General features: G+C 57.0%; 20 protein-coding genes and 1 other annotated feature. Of the genes, 12 read left to right on the plus strand and 8 right to left on the minus strand.

Going from position 1 to position 21,053, the window contains the following annotated elements; translation table 11 throughout:
- Positions 1 to 171: 171 nt before the first annotated feature.
- From ACDI39_RS03970 to merR, 4 genes are all read right to left on the minus strand, one after another.
- Positions 172 to 492: a hypothetical protein gene (locus ACDI39_RS03970; protein ID WP_003124104.1), complete on the minus strand. Its 321-nt coding sequence runs from the start codon at positions 490 to 492 to the stop codon at positions 172 to 174.
- Between the two features lie 44 nt (positions 493 to 536).
- Positions 537 to 755 (minus strand): MbcA/ParS/Xre antitoxin family protein, encoded by a 219-nt coding sequence (locus ACDI39_RS03975; RefSeq protein ID WP_169311285.1) that lies wholly within the window; start codon positions 753 to 755, stop codon positions 537 to 539.
- Between the two features lie 406 nt (positions 756 to 1,161).
- Positions 1,162 to 2,166, minus strand: coding sequence for an IS110-like element IS5075 family transposase (locus ACDI39_RS03980; RefSeq protein ID WP_000427619.1), 1,005 nt, complete (start codon positions 2,164 to 2,166; stop codon positions 1,162 to 1,164).
- A 78-nt stretch (positions 2,167 to 2,244) separates the two neighbouring features.
- On the minus strand, positions 2,245 to 2,679 hold the full coding sequence (merR, locus tag ACDI39_RS03985) for a mercury resistance transcriptional regulator MerR (protein WP_003131969.1): 435 nt from the start codon (positions 2,677 to 2,679) through the stop codon (positions 2,245 to 2,247).
- A gap of 71 nt (positions 2,680 to 2,750) precedes the next feature.
- On the opposite strand from merR, the gene merT reads away from it, so the two are divergent.
- From merT to merE, 5 genes are all read left to right on the plus strand, one after another.
- A complete protein-coding gene (merT, locus tag ACDI39_RS03990; RefSeq protein ID WP_003131974.1) occupies positions 2,751 to 3,101 on the plus strand; it encodes a mercuric ion transporter MerT in 351 nt (116 codons plus the stop codon).
- Positions 3,102 to 3,113: 12 nt separating this feature from the next.
- Entirely contained in the window at positions 3,114 to 3,389 is a 276-nt protein-coding gene (gene merP / locus ACDI39_RS03995; protein WP_003131987.1) for a mercury resistance system periplasmic binding protein MerP, read from the plus strand.
- 71 nt (positions 3,390 to 3,460) lie between these two features.
- Entirely contained in the window at positions 3,461 to 5,146 is a 1,686-nt protein-coding gene (gene merA / locus ACDI39_RS04000; protein WP_003156770.1) for a mercury(II) reductase, read from the plus strand.
- 17 nt (positions 5,147 to 5,163) lie between these two features.
- Positions 5,164 to 5,529: a mercury resistance co-regulator MerD gene (merD, locus tag ACDI39_RS04005; protein WP_000995360.1), complete on the plus strand. Its 366-nt coding sequence runs from the start codon at positions 5,164 to 5,166 to the stop codon at positions 5,527 to 5,529.
- Positions 5,526 to 5,762 (plus strand): broad-spectrum mercury transporter MerE, encoded by a 237-nt coding sequence (merE, locus tag ACDI39_RS04010; protein WP_003132004.1) that lies wholly within the window; start codon positions 5,526 to 5,528, stop codon positions 5,760 to 5,762. The genes merD and merE overlap by 4 nt, the downstream gene beginning before the upstream one ends.
- 98 nt (positions 5,763 to 5,860) lie before the next feature.
- On the opposite strand, the gene ACDI39_RS04015 is transcribed toward merE, so the two are convergent.
- Positions 5,861 to 8,746 (minus strand): Tn3 family transposase, encoded by a 2,886-nt coding sequence (locus ACDI39_RS04015; protein ID WP_431675616.1) that lies wholly within the window; start codon positions 8,744 to 8,746, stop codon positions 5,861 to 5,863.
- A 125-nt stretch (positions 8,747 to 8,871) separates the two neighbouring features.
- On the opposite strand from ACDI39_RS04015, the gene ACDI39_RS04020 reads away from it, so the two are divergent.
- The 4 genes from ACDI39_RS04020 to aph(3'')-Ib (ACDI39_RS04035) all read left to right on the plus strand — a co-directional run bounded on the left by ACDI39_RS04020 (position 8,872) and on the right by aph(3'')-Ib (ACDI39_RS04035) (position 12,347).
- Positions 8,872 to 9,540, plus strand: coding sequence for a recombinase family protein (locus ACDI39_RS04020; protein ID WP_023434504.1), 669 nt, complete (start codon positions 8,872 to 8,874; stop codon positions 9,538 to 9,540).
- An 11-nt stretch (positions 9,541 to 9,551) separates the two neighbouring features.
- The gene (gene aph(3'')-Ib, locus ACDI39_RS04025; protein WP_001082319.1) at positions 9,552 to 10,355 is read left to right on the plus strand and encodes an aminoglycoside O-phosphotransferase APH(3'')-Ib; all 804 of its coding nucleotides are present in this window, start codon (positions 9,552 to 9,554) and stop codon (positions 10,353 to 10,355) included.
- Positions 10,356 to 10,530: 175 nt separating this feature from the next.
- The gene (locus tag ACDI39_RS04030; RefSeq protein WP_058199817.1) at positions 10,531 to 11,310 is read left to right on the plus strand and encodes an APH(3')-VI family aminoglycoside O-phosphotransferase; all 780 of its coding nucleotides are present in this window, start codon (positions 10,531 to 10,533) and stop codon (positions 11,308 to 11,310) included.
- Between the two features lie 233 nt (positions 11,311 to 11,543).
- Positions 11,544 to 12,347, plus strand: a complete 804-nt coding sequence (gene aph(3'')-Ib / locus ACDI39_RS04035) for an aminoglycoside O-phosphotransferase APH(3'')-Ib (RefSeq protein ID WP_001082319.1) — start codon at positions 11,544 to 11,546, stop codon at positions 12,345 to 12,347.
- Between the two features lie 222 nt (positions 12,348 to 12,569).
- Here aph(3'')-Ib (ACDI39_RS04035) and ACDI39_RS04040 read toward each other — a convergent pair whose 3' ends face one another.
- Complete coding sequence (locus ACDI39_RS04040) at positions 12,570 to 13,268, minus strand: Cap15 family cyclic dinucleotide receptor domain-containing protein (protein ID WP_015648365.1); 699 nt, start codon at positions 13,266 to 13,268, stop codon at positions 12,570 to 12,572.
- An 81-nt stretch (positions 13,269 to 13,349) separates the two neighbouring features.
- Between ACDI39_RS04040 and ACDI39_RS04045 the strand changes: the two genes are divergently transcribed.
- Genes ACDI39_RS04045 through ACDI39_RS04055 form a run of 3 tightly spaced genes read left to right on the plus strand, consistent with a single transcriptional unit; the run spans position 13,350 to position 16,636 of the window.
- Complete coding sequence (locus ACDI39_RS04045) at positions 13,350 to 14,522, plus strand: CBASS cGAMP synthase (protein ID WP_019396235.1); 1,173 nt, start codon at positions 13,350 to 13,352, stop codon at positions 14,520 to 14,522.
- Positions 14,523 to 14,525: 3 nt separating this feature from the next.
- Entirely contained in the window at positions 14,526 to 16,190 is a 1,665-nt protein-coding gene (locus tag ACDI39_RS04050) for a ThiF family adenylyltransferase (RefSeq protein WP_075116584.1), read from the plus strand.
- Between the two features lie 44 nt (positions 16,191 to 16,234).
- A complete protein-coding gene (locus ACDI39_RS04055; protein WP_157737748.1) occupies positions 16,235 to 16,636 on the plus strand; it encodes a Mov34/MPN/PAD-1 family protein in 402 nt (133 codons plus the stop codon).
- A 95-nt stretch (positions 16,637 to 16,731) separates the two neighbouring features.
- Here ACDI39_RS04055 and ACDI39_RS04060 read toward each other — a convergent pair.
- Positions 16,732 to 17,954 (minus strand): IS3 family transposase gene (locus ACDI39_RS04060; RefSeq protein ID WP_126880470.1). Its coding sequence is split into 2 segments (ribosomal slippage): positions 16,732 to 17,669 and positions 17,669 to 17,954, totalling 1,224 coding nucleotides; the frame shifts between segments, so codons are not numbered across the junction.
- Positions 17,560 to 17,676, minus strand: a sequence feature (AL1L pseudoknot). (Overlaps the previous gene by 117 nt.)
- Positions 17,955 to 18,086: 132 nt before the next feature.
- Positions 18,087 to 21,053, minus strand: a complete 2,967-nt coding sequence (locus ACDI39_RS04065; protein WP_126880448.1) for a Tn3 family transposase — start codon at positions 21,051 to 21,053, stop codon at positions 18,087 to 18,089.

Below are 21,053 nucleotides of genomic sequence, written 5' to 3' on the forward strand. Positions count from 1 at the left end.
AAAATGGACGCGGAATGGCCAACTCGAATGACGACCGAAGATTCGCTGATCTAACACACGAGGCATTAGCTGATGTGAGCGAGGGTTTGGTGATCGATCACGCATTGGTCGAGACCTGGGCCCAGAGCCTTGATACCGACACCCCAGTGCCTTTGCCAACTCCAGATCGGCCTACTTAATTCGCAGCAGGCCGAACTCATCCTGAGCGGTATCGGGCTCCTCATCAAACATGGTGTTGACCATGCGCTTGCGGCGAAGATGGCTCAGGGTTCTGAAGAAGCAGACTTCGCACAGCCGAACCTCATAACGCTCACCGTCGTGCTTGGAACCATGCCCCCAGTTTGCCTGAAGGGTTCCAAACTGTTGGCCATAGCCTTCTGCGCGAATGCTCTGGCAGCAGACATCACAAGTGATGTCTATGACCGTTTCAGGCGGTGGAGTATTGGTATGCTCCATGGTCAGTACCTCCAGCTGCGGGCGGGCGGTGGCCATCCAAACCTTAGAATCGCTTCACTGCTCCAGAACTCCGATAAGGGTCACACTGGCAGGCCATATTCAATCGCATGAATAGCCTGCTGCACGGCGCGCGTACCAGCTTCTGTTGCCAACAGTTCGACCGGCCTCTCATTGGCCAACACCACATTCGGTGCCGTTAGCCAGCGGAGTGCACCTTCTAGGTCCCCTTCGTACAGCTCCAGTAGCGCATCGAGAGTCTCAACAAGGCGACAGAAAACCTCACTTGCCTGCAAAGACATTGCCGCACTGAGGGAGGATACTCCGACCCATTCCGCTATCTGGACGGGCGATCGCCCAAGCGCCTGGGCCAGATCAGAGACCAACGAAGCAGGCAGACCCGTCAGTACCGCCACATGCAAGCGGTAGTGGGGGTCGTCTCAGAAAACGGAATCTATGGTCACTCCCGTTTTTGCAACACCGATTTTGACGACAAGTTGGCTTGCTTGAATCTATCCGGCGTCTGAATGGGATTTTATTCCCGCGCCTCGATGAGTTCCGCGCCTGATGAACCTCCAGAAAATATACGGCTTCAATGAGCCTTTCCGTTTTACAGGTTCCTCAACAGGCCGGTGGGCCGTTAGTATCATCAATATCAGTATTCGCAAAACCAGATGAATGATTGTTTAAACTGGTGTATTTCTGCCTTTATGCTTCGTAAGTTTGCTGTCGCGCCGTCAGTGCCCAGGCTATTCTGGCCAGCTTGTTTGCCAGAGCACAGGTGACGACAAAGTTGCTTTTCCGACACAACAACTCCCTGACCCAGTCGGCCAACTTGCCAGACTGGTGTTCCAGTTTTTGTATGAATACCCTGGCACACTGAACCAACAAAGTTCGGATCTTTTTGTTGCCCCGCTTGCTAATCCCTAACAATGTCGTCCGACCTCCCGTGCTGTACTGTCGGGGTACCAGCCCTGTTGCCGCCGCAAAGTCACGGCTGCTGGCGTACTGCTTCCCGTCGCCAATCTCAGTTGAAATAGTACTGGCAGTCAGCGTTCCAACGCAGGGAATACTCAGCAAGCGCTGTCCAACCTCATCTTCGTCCAACTTTCGTTTCAACTGAGATTCCAGATCTTTAATCTGCTCAACAAGATAGTGATAATGCTGTTGTAATTTCAGCAGTAACTGGCTGAGATAAAGAGGCAAACTACTGTCCTCAAGAAGGGTACTCAGTCGACTAATAACGGCAGCACCTCGCGGAACGCTGATACCAAATTCCAGCAGAAAAGCATGCATCTGATTAGTTGTTTTCACCTTATCCTGAACCAGGGATTCACGGACACGATGCAGAGCTCGCATTGCCTGCTGAGATTCGGTTCTGGGCTGCACGAAACGCATAGATGGACGTGATGCTGCTTCACAGATAGCTTCAGCATCAACGAAGTCATTTTTGTTGCTTTTAACGAATGGGCGGACAAATTGCGGTGATATCAGCTTTGGAAAATGCCCTAACTCTTCCAGCTTGCGTGCCATAAAGTGAGAACCGCCACAGGCTTCCATCGCGATGGTTGTTGCCGGGCATGTCGCCAGAAATTCGATTAGCTTTGGTCGGGTGAATTTTTTACGGTAAACGGCCTTCCCACGATGATCCTGACAATGAATATGGAAAGAGTTCTTACCCAGATCGATACCAATAAGCGCAATGTTTTCCATGATGGTTCTCCGAATGAAAGCCTGTCCTCAGCATAGTACTGGGAAGGAGGGAGTGACCATCTCATTAAATAAAGCACGCTAAGGCATAGCCGAACCTGCCAAGCTTGCTCCACCCTGTAGTGACGCGATCAGCGGGCAGGAAACGTTCCCCCTTCGCGCATGGCAGGCGCACACCAACTCAGACAGCACGGCCTCCATGCGCGCCAGGTCAGCCATTTTCTCGCGCACGTCCTTGAGCTTGTGCTCGGCCAGACTGCTGGCTTCCTCGCAATGGGTGCCATCCTCCAGCCGCAGCAGCTCGGCGATCTCATCCAGGCTGAAGCCCAGCCGCTGGGCTGATTTCACGAAGCGCACCCGCGTTACATCCGCCTCGCCATAGCGGCGGATGCTGCCATAGGGCTTGTCAGGCTCCAGCAACAAGCCCTTGCGCTGATAGAAACGGATGGTCTCCACATTGACCCCGGCCGCCTTGGCGAAAACGCCAATGGTCAGGTTCTCCAAATTGTTTTCCATATCGCTTGACTCCGTACATGAGTACGGAAGTAAGGTTACGCTATCCAATTTCAATTCGAAAGGACAAGCGCATGTCTGAACCAAAAACCGGGCGCGGCGCGCTCTTCACTGGAGGGCTTGCCGCCATCCTCGCCTCGGCTTGCTGCCTCGGGCCGTTGGTTCTGATCGCCTTGGGGTTCAGCGGCGCTTGGATCGGCAACTTGGCGGTGTTGGAACCCTATCGCCCCATCTTTATCGGCGTGGCGCTGGTGGCGTTGTTCTTCGCCTGGCGGCGCATCTACCGGCAGGCAGCGGCCTGCAAACCGGGTGAGGTCTGCGCGATTCCCCAAGTGCGAGCTACTTACAAGCTCATTTTCTGGATCGTGGCCGCGCTGGTTCTGGTCGCGCTCGGATTTCCCTACGTCATGCCATTTTTCTACTGATCGGAGTTCACCATGAAGAAACTGTTTGCCTCCCTCGCCCTCGCCGCCGTTGTTGCCCCCGTCTGGGCCGCCACCCAGACCGTCACGCTGTCCGTACCGGGCATGACCTGCTCCGCCTGCCCGATCACTGTCAAGAAGGCGATTTCCAAGGTCGAAGGCGTCAGCAAAGTTGACGTGACTTTCGAGACACGCCAAGCGGTCGTCACCTTCGACGATGCCAAGACCAGCGTGCAGAAGCTGACCAAGGCAACCGCAGACGCGGGCTATCCGTCCAGCGTCAAGCAGTGAGTCACTGAAAACGGCACCGCAGCACAACGGACGTCATTGTCTGGCGCCACAAACGATAAAGGATCTGTTGCATGACCCATCTAAAAATCACCGGCATGACTTGCGACTCGTGCGCGGCGCACGTCAAGGAAGCGCTGGAAAAAGTGCCAGGCGTGCAGTCGGCGCTGGTGTCCTATCCGAAGGGCACAGCGCAACTCGCCATCGTGCCGGGCACATCGCCGGACGCGCTGACTGCCGCCGTGGCCGGACTGGGCTACAAGGCAACGCTAGCCGATGCGCCACTGGCGGACAACCGCGTCGGACTGCTCGACAAGGTGCGGGGATGGATGGCCGCCGCCGAAAAGCACAGTGGCAACGAGCCCCCGGTGCAGGTAGCGGTCATTGGCAGCGGTGGAGCCGCGATGGCGGCGGCGCTGAAGGCCGTCGAGCAAGGCGCGCAGGTCACGCTGATCGAGCGCGGCACCATCGGCGGCACCTGCGTCAATGTCGGCTGTGTGCCGTCCAAGATCATGATCCGCGCCGCCCACATCGCCCATCTGCGCCGGGAAAGCCCGTTCGATGGCGGTATTGCGGCAACTGTGCCTACGATTGACCGCAGTAAGCTGCTGGCCCAGCAGCAGGCCCGCGTCGACGAACTGCGGCACGCCAAGTACGAAGGCATCCTGGGCGGTAATCCGGCCATCACCGTTGTGCACGGTGAGGCGCGCTTCAAGGACGACCAGAGCCTTACCGTCCGTTTGAACGAGGGTGGCGAGCGCGTCGTGATGTTCGACCGCTGCCTGGTCGCCACGGGTGCCAGCCCGGCGGTCCCGCCGATTCCGGGCTTGAAAGAGTCACCCTACTGGACTTCCACCGAGGCCCTGGCGAGCGACACCATTCCCGAACGCCTTGCCGTAATCGGCTCGTCGGTGGTGGCGCTGGAGCTGGCGCAAGCCTTTGCCCGGCTGGGCAGCAAGGTCACGGTCCTGGCGCGCAATACCTTGTTCTTCCGTGAAGACCCGGCCATCGGCGAGGCGGTGACAGCCGCTTTCCGTGCCGAGGGCATCGAGGTGCTGGAGCACACGCAAGCCAGCCAGGTCGCCCATATGGACGGTGAATTCGTGCTGACCACCACGCACGGTGAATTGCGCGCCGACAAACTGCTGGTTGCCACCGGTCGGACACCGAACACGCGCAGCCTCGCGCTGGACGCAGCGGGGGTCACTGTCAATGCGCAAGGTGCCATCGTCATCGACCAAGGCATGCGCACGAGCAACCCGAACATCTACGCGGCCGGCGACTGCACCGACCAGCCGCAGTTCGTCTATGTGGCGGCAGCGGCCGGCACCCGTGCCGCGATCAACATGACCGGCGGCGATGCGGCGCTCGACCTGACCGCAATGCCGGCCGTGGTGTTCACCGATCCGCAAGTGGCGACCGTGGGCTACAGCGAGGCGGAAGCCCACCACGACGGGATCGAGACCGACAGCCGCACCTTGACCTTGGACAACGTGCCGCGTGCGCTCGCCAACTTCGACACACGCGGCTTCATCAAGTTGGTTATCGAGGAAGGCAGCCATCGGCTGATCGGCGTACAGGCGGTCGCGCCGGAAGCGGGTGAACTGATCCAGACGGCGGCTCTGGCCATTCGCAACCGCATGACGGTGCAGGAACTGGCCGACCAGTTGTTCCCCTACCTGACGATGGTCGAGGGGTTGAAGCTCGCGGCGCAGACCTTCAACAAGGATGTGAAGCAGCTTTCCTGCTGCGCCGGGTGAGAAAAAGGAGGTGTTCAATGAACGCCTACACGGTGTCCCGGCTGGCTCTTGATGCCGGGGTGAGCGTGCATATCGTGCGCGACTACCTGCTGCGCGGATTGCTGCGCCCGGTGGCGTGCACACCAGGCGGCTACGGCTTGTTCGATGACGCCGCCTTGCAACGGCTGTGCTTCGTGCGGGCGGCCTTCGAGGCGGGCATCGGCCTCGACGCGCTGGCGCGGCTGTGCCGGGCGCTGGATGCGGCGGACGGCGACGAAGCGGCCGCGCAGCTTGCCCTGCTGCGTCAGTTCGTCGAGCGTCGGCGCGAAGCGTTGGCCGATCTGGAAGTGCAGTTGGCCACCCTGCCGACCGAGCCGGCACAGCACGCGGAGAGTCTGCCATGAACAACCCCGAGCGCTTGCCGTCCGAGACGCACAAACCGATCACCGGCTACCTGTGGGGCGGACTGGCTGTGCTGACTTGCCCCTGCCACCTGCCCATCCTCGCTGTCGTGCTGGCCGGCACAACCGCCGGTGCTTTCCTCGGCGAGCATTGGGTCATCGCGGCGCTCGGTTTGACCGGCCTGTTCCTTCTGTCCCTGTCGCGGGCGTTGCGGGCATTCAGGGAAAGAGAATGAGCGCTTTCCGGCCGGATGGATGGACGACGCCGGAACTGGCCCAAGCGGTCGAGCGCGGGCAGCTTGGGGTCGTTTGCGGGAGGGGGCGGAATCCTACGCTAAGGCTTTGGCCAGCGATATTCTCCGGTGAGATTGATGTGTTCCCATCCGAGCGGCGAAACATGGGCCAAGAGATCGGGCGATAGCAGCTTTCCATCGCGTTTCTGGTTTGCAACGACCTCGCCGAGCTTCATGGTGTTCCAGAAGATGATGATGGCGGCGAGCAGATTCATGCCGGCGATGCGGTAATGCTGGCCTTCGGCGGAACGGTCGCGGATTTCACCGCGGCGGTGGAAGCTGATTGCCCGCTTCAGCGCATGATGAGCTTCGCCTTTGTTGAGCCCGATCTGGGCACGCCGTTGGAGTTCGGCATCCAGAATCCAGTCGATCATGAACAGGGTGCGCTCGACGCGACCGACTTCCCGCAGGGCTGTCGCGAGCTCGTTCTGCCGCGGATAGGAGGCGAGTTTCCGCAGAATCTGGCTTGGCGCGACGGTCCCGGCAGCAATGGTGGCGGCGATGCGCAGGGTGTCGGGCCAATTGCGCTCGATCATGGCTTGGTTGACCTTTCCGCCGATCAACGCTCGCAGGTGCGCCGGGGCGGCCGACGGATTGAACGCGTAGAGCCGTTTGGATGGCAGGTCGCGGATGCGCGGAGCGAACCGGTAGCCGAGAATGGCACATGCGGCAAAGACGTGATCGGTGAAGCCGCCCGTGTCGGTGAACTGCTCGCGGATATGGCGTCCAGCATCGTTCATCAGCAGGCCATCGAGGATGTAAAGCGCTTCGCTTGCCGTTGCAGGAATCACCTGGGTTGCGAACGGCGCATATTGGTCGGAGACGTGGCTATAGGCTTTCAGGCCCGGGGTATTGCCATATTTCGCGTTGACCAGGTTCATGGCCTCACCTTGCTCTGTAGCGACGAAGAACTGTCCGTCGCTCGAAGCCGACGTGCCCATGCCCCAGAACCGGGCCATGGGTAACGCTGCCTGTGCCTCGACCACCATGGCCAGCGCCCGGTCATAGGCTTCGCCCTCGACATGCCACCGTCCAATGCGGATCAATTCCCAGAAGGTGTGGGTGTTTGTCGCATCCGCCATTTTGCGCAAGCCGAGGTTGATCCCTTCCGCCAAGATAACGTTCATTAGCCCGATCCGGTCAGCGCAGGGTGCTCCTGTGCGCAGATGGGTGAACGCTTCGGTGAAGCCGGTCGCCGCATCCACCTCCAGCAGGAGATCGGTGATGCGCGTGGGCGGGATCTGCTTGTAGAGATCGAGCACCAGATCTTCGGCGCCTGTCGGCGCGGCGGCTTCGAGTTTCTCGATATGCAGAACGCCGTTTTCAATCGACCCGCCCGGGATCGTGCCTGCGCGAGCGGCACGGCCAAGCTCGCGCAACCGCATGTCGAGGCGAGCTTGCCGGTCTGCCAGCCATTCCTCCGGCCGCAATGGCACAGCGAGACGACCGCCTTCCGCGATGGCTTGTGCCGGAACGAGTGCGTGTTTCAGATCGCCATAGCGCCGGGACCTAGTAAGCCAGACATCTCCGGAGCGGAACGCATCGCGCAGATGGAACAGCACCGCGATCTCCCATAGGCGAGCGTCGCCAGCCCTCTGGGCCCGAAGGTGGCGATGCCATTTCGAGCTGGGCCGCAAGAAGCTGGTCATCGCGGCATCGTTCAAACCGGTACGAAGGGCCGTCACCGCTTCCAGAAGCGGCAGTGCAACGGGCGCAGCTCGCAGATCGAGCAGGCGCAACATGCGTGGAGCGTATCGGCGGAAGCGGTGATAACCGTCGAGCACATGGTTGAGCGGATCGTCGGCCATGGTGGCGGTGAGCCTGGTTGCCATTGCAACAAGGGTTTTGAAGCCGTCCCACCCTGATCCGCTCGCGATGACGTCGCCCAGCGGCTGGCCATCATCCTGTGCATCGACCAGGGCGCCCCCGATCTCGGCGAAGGATTTCAGGGTGTCACGCACCACCCCCGCTTCGTCTGCGACCTTTGCATGGCAAATACGCTCCGAAGCACGGTAGAGACGGCCGACGATCCGGTCGTGGGTTTCGACCACTGCGTCGGCCAACATCGCCTGCCATTCCGAGACGCAAACAGCCAAGATCGCAAGCCGCCTGTCCTCCGGGAGATCGCGCATGCCGTCGGCATAATACCGTTCACCCTGCCTGCGCAGACGAGTCACCCGATGGGCAGGAACGCCGGCAAGCAGATCCTCGGGGAGATCGACGCGTTGCAGATATTCGAGCCGGTCGAGCAGCCGGTTGGCCGACGAAGAGTTCGAGCCAGGCTCGAACTGGCGCAGCCACACAAAACGGGTCACCCGATCATCAGCCGTCTCCTCGAGCAATGCCAGCAACTGTTCTCGGATCGACATAGGCAGACGAATGGCGATCCTCGTCTCGATGCGTCGCTCGGCATCGACGAGAGCCGCGGCACAAAGCCGCTCGATCGTGGATGTCGCGGGAAGGACAGTGCGGGTGCGTCGGCACTCGGCTACGAAGCGACGGGCGATATCCTCGTTCGACACCGCCATCTCGGCTTCTCGGAACAACCATTCCTTCAGCTCGCTCGCACCACGTCCGGAGAAGGTGCGGAAGCCGTAGAGCCCCCGTAACTCGGCAAGATGCTCGTGCCGTGTTTCCTCGCGGGCAGCATAGTCTACGAGATCGTCGGCACCCAGGCCAAGCTGCGCTCCGATAAATTCGATGACCTCTGCAGGGATCAGTTCGCCTGGAGCCAGCACCCGGCCGGGATAGCGCAGGACACACAATTGCAGGGCGAAGCCGAACCTGTTGTGAGCGCGCCGACGCAGCCTGATATGCCCAAGGTCTTCATCACTCAGCGTATAGTGCTTGAGCAAATCCGTCTGTGAAGTCGGCAAGCGCAACAGCGCGTCTTTCTGCCGATCGGTTAGAGTGACGCGACGCGGCATACATGTTCCTTTTTCAAAATCTGATAGCGTTCAAGACGCTTTGTTTATGAAGCTGGTTGAGATACATTTCCAGAGGTCAATGCAATCGTGGCCGAAGCGCCGCCTCAAACCAACGTTTGTGATACATGCTGATCGGATATGCCCGCGTCTCCAAAGCCGATGGCTCGCAGTCTCTCGACCTGCAGCACGACACCTTGCGCGCCGCAGGTGTCGAACGGGACAATATCTATGATGATCTTGCTTCCGGCGGTCGTGATGATCGCCCTGGCTTGACTGCCTGCCTCAAGTCATTGCGTGACGGCGATGTGCTGGTGGTCTGGAAGCTCGATCGCCTCGGACGATCGCTTGCCCATCTGGTCAACACGGTGAAGGAGCTGTCAGACCGCAAGATCGGCCTGCGGGTTCTGACTGGAAAGGGCGCTCAGATCGACACCACGACTGCGTCCGGTCGCATGGTGTTCGGAATCTTCGCCACCTTGGCCGAGTTCGAGCGGGATCTGATCCGAGAGCGCACCATGGCGGGTCTCGCCTCCGCGAGAGCGCGCGGTCGCAAGGGCGGACGAAAATTCGCGCTCACCAAAGCTCAGGTGCGTCTCGCGCAAGCCGCCATGGCCCAGCGCGATACTTCAGTTTCCGATCTCTGCAAGGAACTCGGCATCGAGCGCGTCACTCTCTACCGATATGTCGGTCCCAAAGGCGAGCTCAGAGACCATGGAAAGCATGTTCTCGGACTTACGTCGCAACTCGTTTCTTTTCGCAAGTTGAGCCACCTCCGCGCTTCATCAGAAAACTGAAGGAACCTCCATTGAATCGAACTAATATTTTTTTTGGTGAATCGCATTCTGACTGGTTGCCTGTCAGAGGCGGAGAATCTGGTGATTTTGTTTTTCGACGTGGTGACGGGCATGCCTTCGCGAAAATCGCACCTGCTTCCCGCCGCGGTGAGCTCGCTGGAGAGCGTGACCGCCTCATTTGGCTCAAAGGTCGAGGTGTGGCTTGCCCCGAGGTGATCAACTGGCAGGAGGAACAGGAGGGTGCATGCTTGGTGATAACGGCAATTCCGGGAGTACCGGCGGCTGATCTGTCTGGAGCGGATTTGCTCAAAGCGTGGCCGTCAATGGGGCAGCAACTTGGCGCTGTTCACAGCCTATCGGTTGATCAATGTCCGTTTGAGCGCAGGCTGTCGCGAATGTTCGGACGCGCCGTTGATGTGGTGTCCCGCAATGCCGTCAATCCCGACTTCTTACCGGACGAGGACAAGAGTACGCCGCAGCTCGATCTTTTGGCTCGTGTCGAACGAGAGCTACCGGTGCGGCTCGACCAAGAGCGCACCGATATGGTTGTTTGCCATGGTGATCCCTGCATGCCGAACTTCATGGTGGACCCTAAAACTCTTCAATGCACGGGTCTGATCGACCTTGGGCGGCTCGGAACAGCAGATCGCTATGCCGATTTGGCACTCATGATTGCTAACGCCGAAGAGAACTGGGCAGCGCCAGATGAAGCAGAGCGCGCCTTCGCTGTCCTATTCAATGTATTGGGGATCGAAGCCCCCGACCGCGAACGCCTTGCCTTCTATCTGCGATTGGACCCTCTGACTTGGGGTTGATTAAAAAAAAGCCTCTTTTTTAAGAGGAGCTACAGCTGTGTCGGCTGGGACAATAATTTTGCAAGTTCTTCTAGGGAATAAGCCATATTTTTGCTACAGTGAACCAAATTAAGATCATCTATTTACTAGGCCTCGCATTTGCGGGGTTTTTAATACTGAATAAAAGGAAAGCTTGATGGAATTGCCCAATATTATTCAACAATTTATTGGAAACAGCGTTTTAGAGCCAAATAAAATTGGTCAGTCGCCATCGGATGTTTATTCTTTTAATCGAAATAATGAAACTTTTTTTCTTAAGCGATCTAGCACTTTATATACAGCGACCACATACAGTGTTTCTCGTGAAGCGAAAATGTTGAGTTGGCTCTCTGAGAAGTTAAAGGTGCCTGAACTCATCATGACTTTTCAGGATGAGCAGTTTGAATTCATGATCACTAAAGCGATCAATGCAAAACCAATTTCAGCGCTTTTTTTAACAGACCAAGAATTGCTTGCTATCTATAAGGAGGTACTCAATCTGTTAAATTCAATTGCTATTATTGATTGTCCATTTATTTCAAACATTGATCATCGGTTAAAAGAGTCAAAATTTTTTATTGATAACCAACTCCTTGATGATATAGATCAAGATGATTTTGACGCTGAATTATGGGGAGACCATAAAACTTACCTAAGTCTATGGAATGAGTTAAATGAGACTCGTGTTGAAGAAAGATTGGTTTTTTCTCATGGCGATATCACGGATAGTAATATTTTTATAGATAAATTCAATGAAATTTATTTTTTAGATCTTGGCCGTGCTGGGTTAGCAGATGAGTTTGTAGATATATCCTTTGTTGAACGTTGCCTAAGAGAGGATGCATCGGAGGAAACTGCTAAAATATTTTTAAAGCATTTAAAAAATGATAGACCTGACAAAAGGAATTATTTTTTAAAACTTGATGAATTGAATTGATTCCAAGCATTTTCTAAAAATACTTAATTGTCATTTTACGTCGATTCTTTGGACCGTAGATGCAGAACAAGATCGAAAAAACGATCAGAATGGCGCACTTTACCAAACTAATTTCATTAAGTTTGGAAGTCCGAAAGGGGATACCCCTTTACCCCATAAAATTATTTTGTTGTTGTTGAGAAAAGACAAATGAGCCACCTCCGCGCTTCATCAGAAAACTGAAGGAACCTCCATTGAATCGAACTAATATTTTTTTTGGTGAATCGCATTCTGACTGGTTGCCTGTCAGAGGCGGAGAATCTGGTGATTTTGTTTTTCGACGTGGTGACGGGCATGCCTTCGCGAAAATCGCACCTGCTTCCCGCCGCGGTGAGCTCGCTGGAGAGCGTGACCGCCTCATTTGGCTCAAAGGTCGAGGTGTGGCTTGCCCCGAGGTCATCAACTGGCAGGAGGAACAGGAGGGTGCATGCTTGGTGATAACGGCAATTCCGGGAGTACCGGCGGCTGATCTGTCTGGAGCGGATTTGCTCAAAGCGTGGCCGTCAATGGGGCAGCAACTTGGCGCTGTTCACAGCCTATCGGTTGATCAATGTCCGTTTGAGCGCAGGCTGTCGCGAATGTTCGGACGCGCCGTTGATGTGGTGTCCCGCAATGCCGTCAATCCCGACTTCTTACCGGACGAGGACAAGAGTACGCCGCAGCTCGATCTTTTGGCTCGTGTCGAACGAGAGCTACCGGTGCGGCTCGACCAAGAGCGCACCGATATGGTTGTTTGCCATGGTGATCCCTGCATGCCGAACTTCATGGTGGACCCTAAAACTCTTCAATGCACGGGTCTGATCGACCTTGGGCGGCTCGGAACAGCAGATCGCTATGCCGATTTGGCACTCATGATTGCTAACGCCGAAGAGAACTGGGCAGCGCCAGATGAAGCAGAGCGCGCCTTCGCTGTCCTATTCAATGTATTGGGGATCGAAGCCCCCGACCGCGAACGCCTTGCCTTCTATCTGCGATTGGACCCTCTGACTTGGGGTTGATGTTCATGCCGCCTGTTTTTCCTGCTCACTGACAAAACGCCGAGCGTAAAATCGTAAACTTTTCCGCCCCCCCCTTGTATCGTGCCTTGTGGCTTCTATCGTCGGCCGTGAGAGGCTGAAAACGTAAATATTGGGGCATAAACAGGCTCCTTTCGGCGTGAAAGTATACGGTAGTACCGCTGAAATTTTTTGCGTTCCGTCGCTCCATTCCACATGTTCTTGCTAGGCCCGTTCGAAACGCATCAAGCCCGCGGTGTTCCGTCCGTTTCTCCAATTTCGAGCAGTCCAGTAGAACCCGGACAGGATGATTTGATTGCCTTGGCGGAGAACCTCGAGCTCTGCAGCCCCTATGTGATTCGATTCATCATCTGCTGAGGGTTCAGTCAATTGCGAGCGATAGACGTACGTCAGGCGGTGTGGCTCGTCATAGATAGAAACCCTGGGCTTACACACTAGGCTGTAGGATCGGGACTCTCTCTTCCGTCCTTGAACCACCATCGTTAGGGTGATCCGACTGAGCGTCGCCTTGATCTCTAGCTCGGCCTCGAAGCGCTCAAGCTCAATGCGATCAACATCCTGGGGTTCATTCAGATTGAGTTTCAGATCGGGTGAGAGCGCTGCGGCTTGGATCGCATCATGTACTGAGACATTTGAGCGCAGGTAGCCCTTCCATGAGCCCGATAGATCAGGGAACAAGCTACTGGAGCAAAGTTCTCCAAGCTTCCAGAGATGCTTGAAGACTGGGCGTATGTTACCCAAGATGAATGTTGCTGTAACCGTAATGCTGGCGACCTTCCACAGCAAGGATATTAGGCCTATGGCGTCCTGAGGTGATAGCCACCAGATGAATCCGAAAAAGATCAGGGCAATCAGCGCGAGCAAGCCTAGGACTAGGTTTTTGAGGCCGAAGACCGCGTACATGATAATCCTCTATGTTGTGGTGGACATCCGTGGCTGACACACCATATAGTGGTGTCGCCCTAAGGTCAATGGAGCGATGGTATGCCAGTCTTCAACCTGCACAGCCTGTTGGATAGCACTGTCTACGCGGACACATTTCTTGCCGGGCTGACGCTCGCGAGCGACGAGCGTGAACACATGCAGAGCGCTCGTACTGAAATCCGTGATCGGCTTAGAACTAGGCTACCCGCCCTGCTTCAGCGGGCGTTGGGGAGTGACCAGCAGGTGCGTAAACCGCGCTTCTTTACTCAAGGCTCTTGGGCGTACAAGACGCTTAATGCGCCATGCAAAGATCCGCAGCAGGCGGATCTCGATGACGGAACCTATCTACCATTTAGCTATCTCGAAGCCACCCCACCATCTGTCATGAGCAATGTGCTCTTCACGTGTGTTGAAGAGGTATTGCAAGACCTGGCGGATGAAAAAGGCTGGAAGCTGATTGATGACAATCCCAATTGCACGCGTCTCGAGATCGCAAGCGACAAGCATATTGACGTCCCCGCTTACAGTATTCCGGATGAAGAGTTCGAGGAACTCAGGGAAAGCAGAGCTCTAGCCATCTGTAATGCTTTTGACAGCGTATTGGCTAAGGCGCAGCTAGAGGAGGATGATAATTGGGATCTGATGCCTACTCATGGCGTGCTTATGGCCACCAAAGATCGGGGTTGGCGCGATAATGATCCTCGGCCGATAAAGGATTGGGTTGAGTCTGAGGTGGCGTTGAAAACCGAGCAGCTTCGGCGCCTCATGCGGTACATCAAGGGCTGGCGCGATTATCAGGTCTGGGAAAGCGAAGACCCTAAGTCGATTCTTCTGATGGTTGCCGTTGCGAAGGCGCTCGATGTGGCAGTTCCTAGGCGGGATGACCTTGCTTTGCTAAAGGTAGTAAAGGCACTACCCAAGATTCTTCAGGGCAAAGTCTTTAACCCAGCGACGGCCATGAAGCCCGTCGAGGAGCAGGAGGATCTTGCTGCGCGCCTGGATAAAGATGGCATACGCGCTGATGTAGTGGCTCGGCTTACTCGCTTAGGCCAACAACTGGATGAGGCTATTTACCGCTCAAGCTCCCCCGAGCAGGCCTGTAGATTATTGCGCGATGCCTTCGGTAATCGTGTTCCCTATGATCCAGGGCGAGTAGTGATTGATACGGTTCAAAGTACTCCAGCTGACAAGTCGAAGGCGGTGTCCCCTGTTGGAATCATGACGGCAGGGTGACTTGTGGAGTTGAGCAAAGTCCATGCCGCGCTGGTTGGTAACGGGTTTGAACTACTGCAAAGCTCCCCTTATCCAATATACAGCGGTTTTCTCCATCCCAAGGGAAGTGCTATCCCTATCCGGTTGCATCTGTCGGATGTGGCACTCGTTTCTATCCCATCAATCGAACTTCTTGAACGTCCAGTTGGGCTGCCAAAAATATGTGCTCATATCAGTCCAAATGGTTTTCTCTGCTACTTGGGGAGAGATCAAGCTTACCTCCCTAGGAATAATATCGGAGGAGCAGTCTTAGGGTGTTTGGAGCTGGCCCGGCAGCTTCTGGAACGACTGGTTGATGGTGATTCCCTCTCTGATACTCGCGATGAATTTTTGATCTACTGGGGTGGGGCTGATCTGCTACTGGATATCCCAAAGTCAAAATCTGAAGGCGTTTATGAGCACTTCGCAATAGTTAGTCTTCCAAGTATTGAAGGTCGTGACGAGTTATGGGTCTTGGGGGATGATGCTAAGGCTCTAGCTGCACGGTATAAATTTTGGGGTGGAAAAGAGTTCTTTTCAGATCTAACCTTGCGCGTCGTAAATTCAGATACCCCTCTGGGGATTTCGGAAGAGTGGCCGCCTAAAGATCTCAAGCAGCTCTCCCAGTGGCTTCAGGTTGCGGACTATAGAGCCCATGGTGGTTTAATGTCTGTTTTGAAAGACGCTTACAGGCTTCGTCAGAATCTTGTGCTTCTTTTGATTCGTGCGCCAAATTGTTCCTGTGCAGTTCTGCTTGATCTTTCTATCGCTAGGAAAGTCATTAAAGCTAAGTCAGCTGATCAATTTATGCGCTCTGCTCTAAAAAGTTACCCAAAAAATGTTAAGGTTACTAGGTTGGGGTGCGTTCCGGTTGATGCTGAATCTTGGTTAACCCGTAACTTGGCAGGCGGGGTTACAGGACTGGCTGGTAAAAACATTGCTTTGGTTGGCTGTGGTGCGATTGGTGGGTACTTAGCTGATTTGCTTGTAAAGTCGGGTGCAGGGTTTCTAGGTGGGTCGCTGGTGCTCATTGATGATGATGAGTTGTCTGTGGGGAACTTGGGACGGCATTTTCTCGGTTTTGAATATATTGGTCAAAATAAAGCCGCTGCTCTTTGTGCGGAGCTGCGGGCTAAGTATCCAGAAGTACAGGTGAGTTTCATACCTAAGAGAGTTAGGGGCTTAAGTTCTCTTTCGCAAGTCAGTTTGGTCGTGGATGCTACTGGTAACGAGGCTTTCTCCCAATATTTAGGTGAAAGCTTTCTATCAGGAAAGCTGCCCCCTATTGTATTTTCATGGGTTATCGGGGCCGGTTGTGGGGCGCAAGCTTATTTATTACACGACCCCAAGCAGGCATGTATAGGTTGTTTGGAACATACAAAGCCTGGTGGCCAGCTGTCCGTCATGGGGCGAGACTATAAGATGGAGGTTAAGAATGTAGGGGGGTGTGGCGATTGGCTAGTCCCATTTCCTGCTTCTGCGGCTCTGCATGCTGCCTCACTCGCTGCTGAAATCTCTCTTGATTGGGCGAATGGGGTGTCCAAGCCTACTTTGAGGAGTATTACTCTGGATAATGTGCAAGGTAAACTTGTGAAGCCCATTTCTCCTCAGCAACGTGCGAACTGCGAAATATGCAACCCCTCGCACTAATGGACTCTGTCTCGGGGCGGCTAGTGGTCGTGAACTCATCAGTTATGGAGTTGGTCACCCGTTATAGGCAGGCAGGGAAGAAAGATTCAGAGTCTGGAGGGATATTGATCGGCACACGAAGGGGTGAGCATTTTGAAGTTACTGCCGCTACGATGCCCCAGATTTCGGATAAGCGATCAAGGTTCCGATTTGAGCGTGTAGAAAAAGGGCACTCTGATTTGCTTAAAAGACATTGGGTAGAAAGCAGGGGGGAGGAGAATTACTTGGGTGAGTGGCATACCCATCCCGAAGATTATCCGTTGCCGTCAACTTTAGATTTAAGCGAATGGCAGCGCGCAGCAACTCATCATAAATGCTCGCTGATCATGATTATTGTTGGGCGGAAAGCAAATTATTTTTCATTGGTCACCCAGCGCGATATTAGCCCACTTCACGTCGTTTTGTAGTATTTACTTCTCGTATCGGCTAGTGTTTATTTGGTAATGATTGTTTGGTGTCTGGTTGAATCGCCCCGGGTTTCGTGGAGGCCGTTTCGTTTAAGTCAGGCCGCCATGGCCTGATTTGCTTGTTGCTGGTGGAAGTTTGCCTCAGCCTCCGCAGGCGGGATATACCCGATTGAGCTCAACAGCCGCTGGTGGTTGTACCAGTGCACCCATTTCAAAGTCGCCATCTCAACAGCTTCGCGGTTCTTCCATGATTGACGGTGTATCAGCTCAGCCTTGTACAGCCCGTTGATAGTCTCAGCCAAGGCGTTGTCGTAGCTGTCGCCCTTGCTGCCAACCGAGGGTTCAATACCGGCCTCTGCCAGCCGCTCGGTGTAGCGGATCGAGACATACTGGCTGCCACGGTCGCTGTGATGGATCAGACCACCCGTGCAATGCGGCTGGCGGGCATACAGGGCTTGCTCCAGAGCATCCAGCACGAAGTCGGTCTTCATGCTGGTACTGACTCGCCAGCCAACGATCCGCCGCGCAAACACGTCAATCACGAAGGCCACATACAGCCAGCCCTGCCAGGTCGACACGTACGTGAAGTCCGACACCCACAGCTGATTTGGACGGTCGGCATGGAACTGGCGCTGCACACGATCCAGCGGACAGAGCGACTTGTCGCCAGCCACCGTTGTTCGCATGACCTGGCCGCGCCTGATGCCCTGTAATCCAGCCCGACGCATCAACCGCTCCACCGTGCATCTGGCCACCTCGGTGCCTTCTCGCCGGAGCTGCTTCCAGACCTTCATCGCGCCATAACACTGCATGTTGGTGTCCCATACACGCTGGATTTCCAGAATCAATGCGTCATCGCGTCGAGCGCGGCAGCAACGTAATGCCGGGTTGCGCTGCTGAGCCGCGTGCCTGCGGTAACCGGACGGGGCGATCTGCAAGACACGGCAGATCGACTCGACCCCGAGACGGTCACGATGCTGATCGACAAATGCCCTCAGGACTTGGTGCGGCGGTCGAGCTCCGCCTGGGCAAAATACGCACTGGCTAGGCGCAGAATCTCGTTGGCTTTGCGCAGCTCGCGGTTCTCGCGCTCCAGGGCCTTTATGCGCTCGCGCTCTTCGCTGGTCTGACCAGGGCGCTGACCGGCATCGATCTGCTGGCGGCGAATCCAGCCATGCAGGGTTTGCGCTGCGCAGCCGATTTTCGGCGCGATGGCCTCAATGGCCGCCCACTCGGACGGATAGTCGTTCAGGTGTTCCAGAACCATGCGCACAGCACGTTCACGGACTTCGGGGGAGTAGGTCGTAGTCTTTCTCATGGCCTCATCTTCTCAAGAGTTGAGGCCTCCACGAAACCCGGGGCGATTCAGGTTGTTGATTTTTTGTTGCTGTCTTATGCTTCGTGAGTACTTCCTTTAGGGGAGCCCGCAGAATTCGGAAAAAATCGTACGCTAAGGTTTTCCGGGCATTCGTAGCGGGCGGAACTTACCGTCTTCCAGCCTGCGGCTCTGCCGCCAGACGTAATCGCCAGTCAGGTTGATGTGCTCCCAGCCCAGCGGCGACAGGTATTGCAGCAGCTCGCCGTCTACCGGCTTGCCCGTGTCGCCCATCGCCTGGGTGGCGCGCTCCAGGTACACCGTGTTCCACAGCACGATGGCCGCCGTCACCAGGTTGAGGCCGCTGGCCCGATAGCGCTGCTGCTCGAAGCTCCGATCCCTGATCTCACCGAGGCGGTTGAAGAACACCGCCCTGGCCAGGGAGTTGCGCGCTTCCCCCTTGTTCAATCCGGCATGCACGCGGCGGCGCAGCTCGACGCTCTGCAACCAGTCGAGGATGAACAGCGTGCGCTCGATCCGGCCCAGCTCGCGCAGGGCCACGGCCAGGCCGTTCTGGCGCGGATAGCTGCCGAGCTTGCGCAGCATCAGCGAGGCGGTGACCGTGCCCTGCTTGATCGAGCTGGCCAGGCGCAGGATGTCGTCCCAATGGGCGCGGACGTGCTTGATGTTCAGGGTGCCGCCGATCAGCGGGCGCAGCGTCGGGTAGGCCTGCACGACCTGCGGCACGTACAGTTTGGTTTCGCCGAGGTCGCGGATGCGTGGCGCGAAGCGGAAGCCCAGCAGGTGCATCAGGGCAAAGACGTGATCGGTGAAGCCGGCCGTGTCGGTGTAGTGCTCCTCGATCCGTAGATCGGACTCGTGGTACAGCAAGCCGTCGAGCACATAGGTGGAATCGCGCACGCCGACATTCACCACGCGGGTGCTGAACGGCGCGTACTGGTCGGAGATGTGGGTGTAGAACAGCCGTCCCGGCTCGCTGCCGTACTTCGGGTTGACGTGCCCGGTGCTTTCGCCCCGGCCGCCTGCGCGGAAGCGCTGGCCATCGGAGGATGAGGTGGTGCCGTCGCCCCAGTGGGCGGCGAAGGCATGGTGGTACTGGTGGTTGACCAGCTCGGCCAGGGCCGCCGAGTAGGTTTCGTCGCGGATGTGCCAGGCTTGCAGCCAGGACAGCTTGGCGTAGGTCAGGCCGGGGCTCGACTCGGCCATCTTGGTCAGCCCGAGGTTGATCGCATCACCGAGGATTGCGGACAGCAGCAACGTCCGGTCTTTGGTCTCGGCACCGTCCTTCAGGTGGGTGAAGTGGCGGCTGAAGCCCGTCCAGTCGTCCACGTCCATCAGCAGTTCGGTGATCTTGATGCGCGGCAGCAACTGGCTGGTCTGGTCGATCAGCGCCTGCGCCCGATCCGGCACCGCAGAATCCAGTGGGGTGATCTTCAGCCCGGACTCGGTGAGGATGGCATCGGGCAACTCGTTGTCCTTGGCCAGGCGGGTGACGATGGCCAACTGCTCGTCCAGCAGCTGTAAACGCTCTTCCAGGTACTGGTCGCTGTTCGGGTTGATCGCCAGGGGCAGGGCCTGCTCGTGCTTGAGCGCGGCGAACTTCTCTGCCGGCAGCAGATAGTCGTCGAAGTCGCGGAACTGCCGCGAGCCTTTGACCCAGATGTCGCCGGAGCGCAGGGCATTTTTCAGTTCGGACAGGGCGCAGATTTCGTAGAAGCGCCGGTCGAGGCCTTCCGGGGTGATCACCAGCGGCTTCCAGCGCGGCTTGATGAAGTCTGTGAGCGCATCGGCCGGCACCTTGCGCAAGTTGTCGGCGTTCATCTCGCGCAGGGTCTGCACGGCTGCCAGCACGCCTTGCGCGGCCGGTGCGGCGCGCAGTTCCAGTACCTCCAGCAGGGCCGGCGTGTAGCGGCGCAGGGTGGCGAAGTTCTCGCCGACCAGGTGCAGATGATCGAAGCCCTCCGGCCGGGCCAGCAGCTCGGCCTCGCTGACGCTCTCGGTGAACTCATCCCAGGGAATCACCGCCTCGATGGCCGCGTAGGGATCGCTGCCGCTTTCCTTGGCTTCCAGCAGAGCCTGGCCGATTTTTGAGTACAGGCGCACCTTGTCGTTGATCGCCTTGCCCTGCTTCTGGAACTGCTGCTGATGCTTGTGCTTCGCGCTGCTGAACAGCTTGACCAGGATACGGTCATGCAAATCGACCAGTTCATCAATCACGGTCGCGGTGCTCTCCAGCACCACGGCGGCCAGGGTCGCATAGCGCCGCTGCGGCTCGAACTTGCCGAGGTCTTTGGGCGTCATCTGCCCACCCTCGCGGGCCAGCTTGAGCAGGCGGTTCTGGTGGATGTGCCGGCCCAGGACTTCGGGCAAGTCCACCAGCTGAAATGTCTTCAGCCGCTCGATGTGCTCAAGCATGTGCCGAGAGTTGGGTTTCAGCGGTGCCTGGCGCAGCCAGGTCAACCAGGTGATGCTGCTGCCGGCCTTGAGCTTCAACAGCTCGTCCAGCTTGGCCCGATGCGAGTCCGTGAGCGGTTCAACCAGGGCGCGGTAGACCCGCCGATTGGCCCGTGCAATGGCCTCCGAGCAAGCCCGGTCGATCACGCTCAACGCCGGCAGGATGCGTCGCTTCTGCCGCAGGCTCTCCAGCGCCTGGCCGGCCAGCAGCAAGCCCTTGTCGGTCTGCTGGGCCAGTTCGGTCAGCTCGCGCACCAGGGCGCGGAAGTCGGACAGGCCGAACGGGGCCAGTTGAAGGTAGGTGCGCAGTTCCTGGGCGTGCTCGCGACGGGTCACATCGCGCTCGCCGTACTTCGTCCAACTCGCCGGATCGGTCTGGACTTGCTTGGCCACCCACAGGATGACCGGTTCGGGCAGCTCGCTGTCAGTGCCCAACGCATAGCCGGGGTAGCGCAGCAGGCAGAGTTGCACGGCGAAGCCGAGGCGGTTGGCGTCGCCGCGCCGCTGACGGATCAGCGACAGGTCGGAGTCGTTGAAGGTGTAGTAGCGGATCAGGTCATCCTGGCTTTCTGGCAACGCGAGCAGGGTGCCCCGCTCCGTGGCCGAGAGGATCAAGCGACGCGGCAT

This window comes from Pseudomonas sp. Tun-23181 (assembly GCF_057415455.1).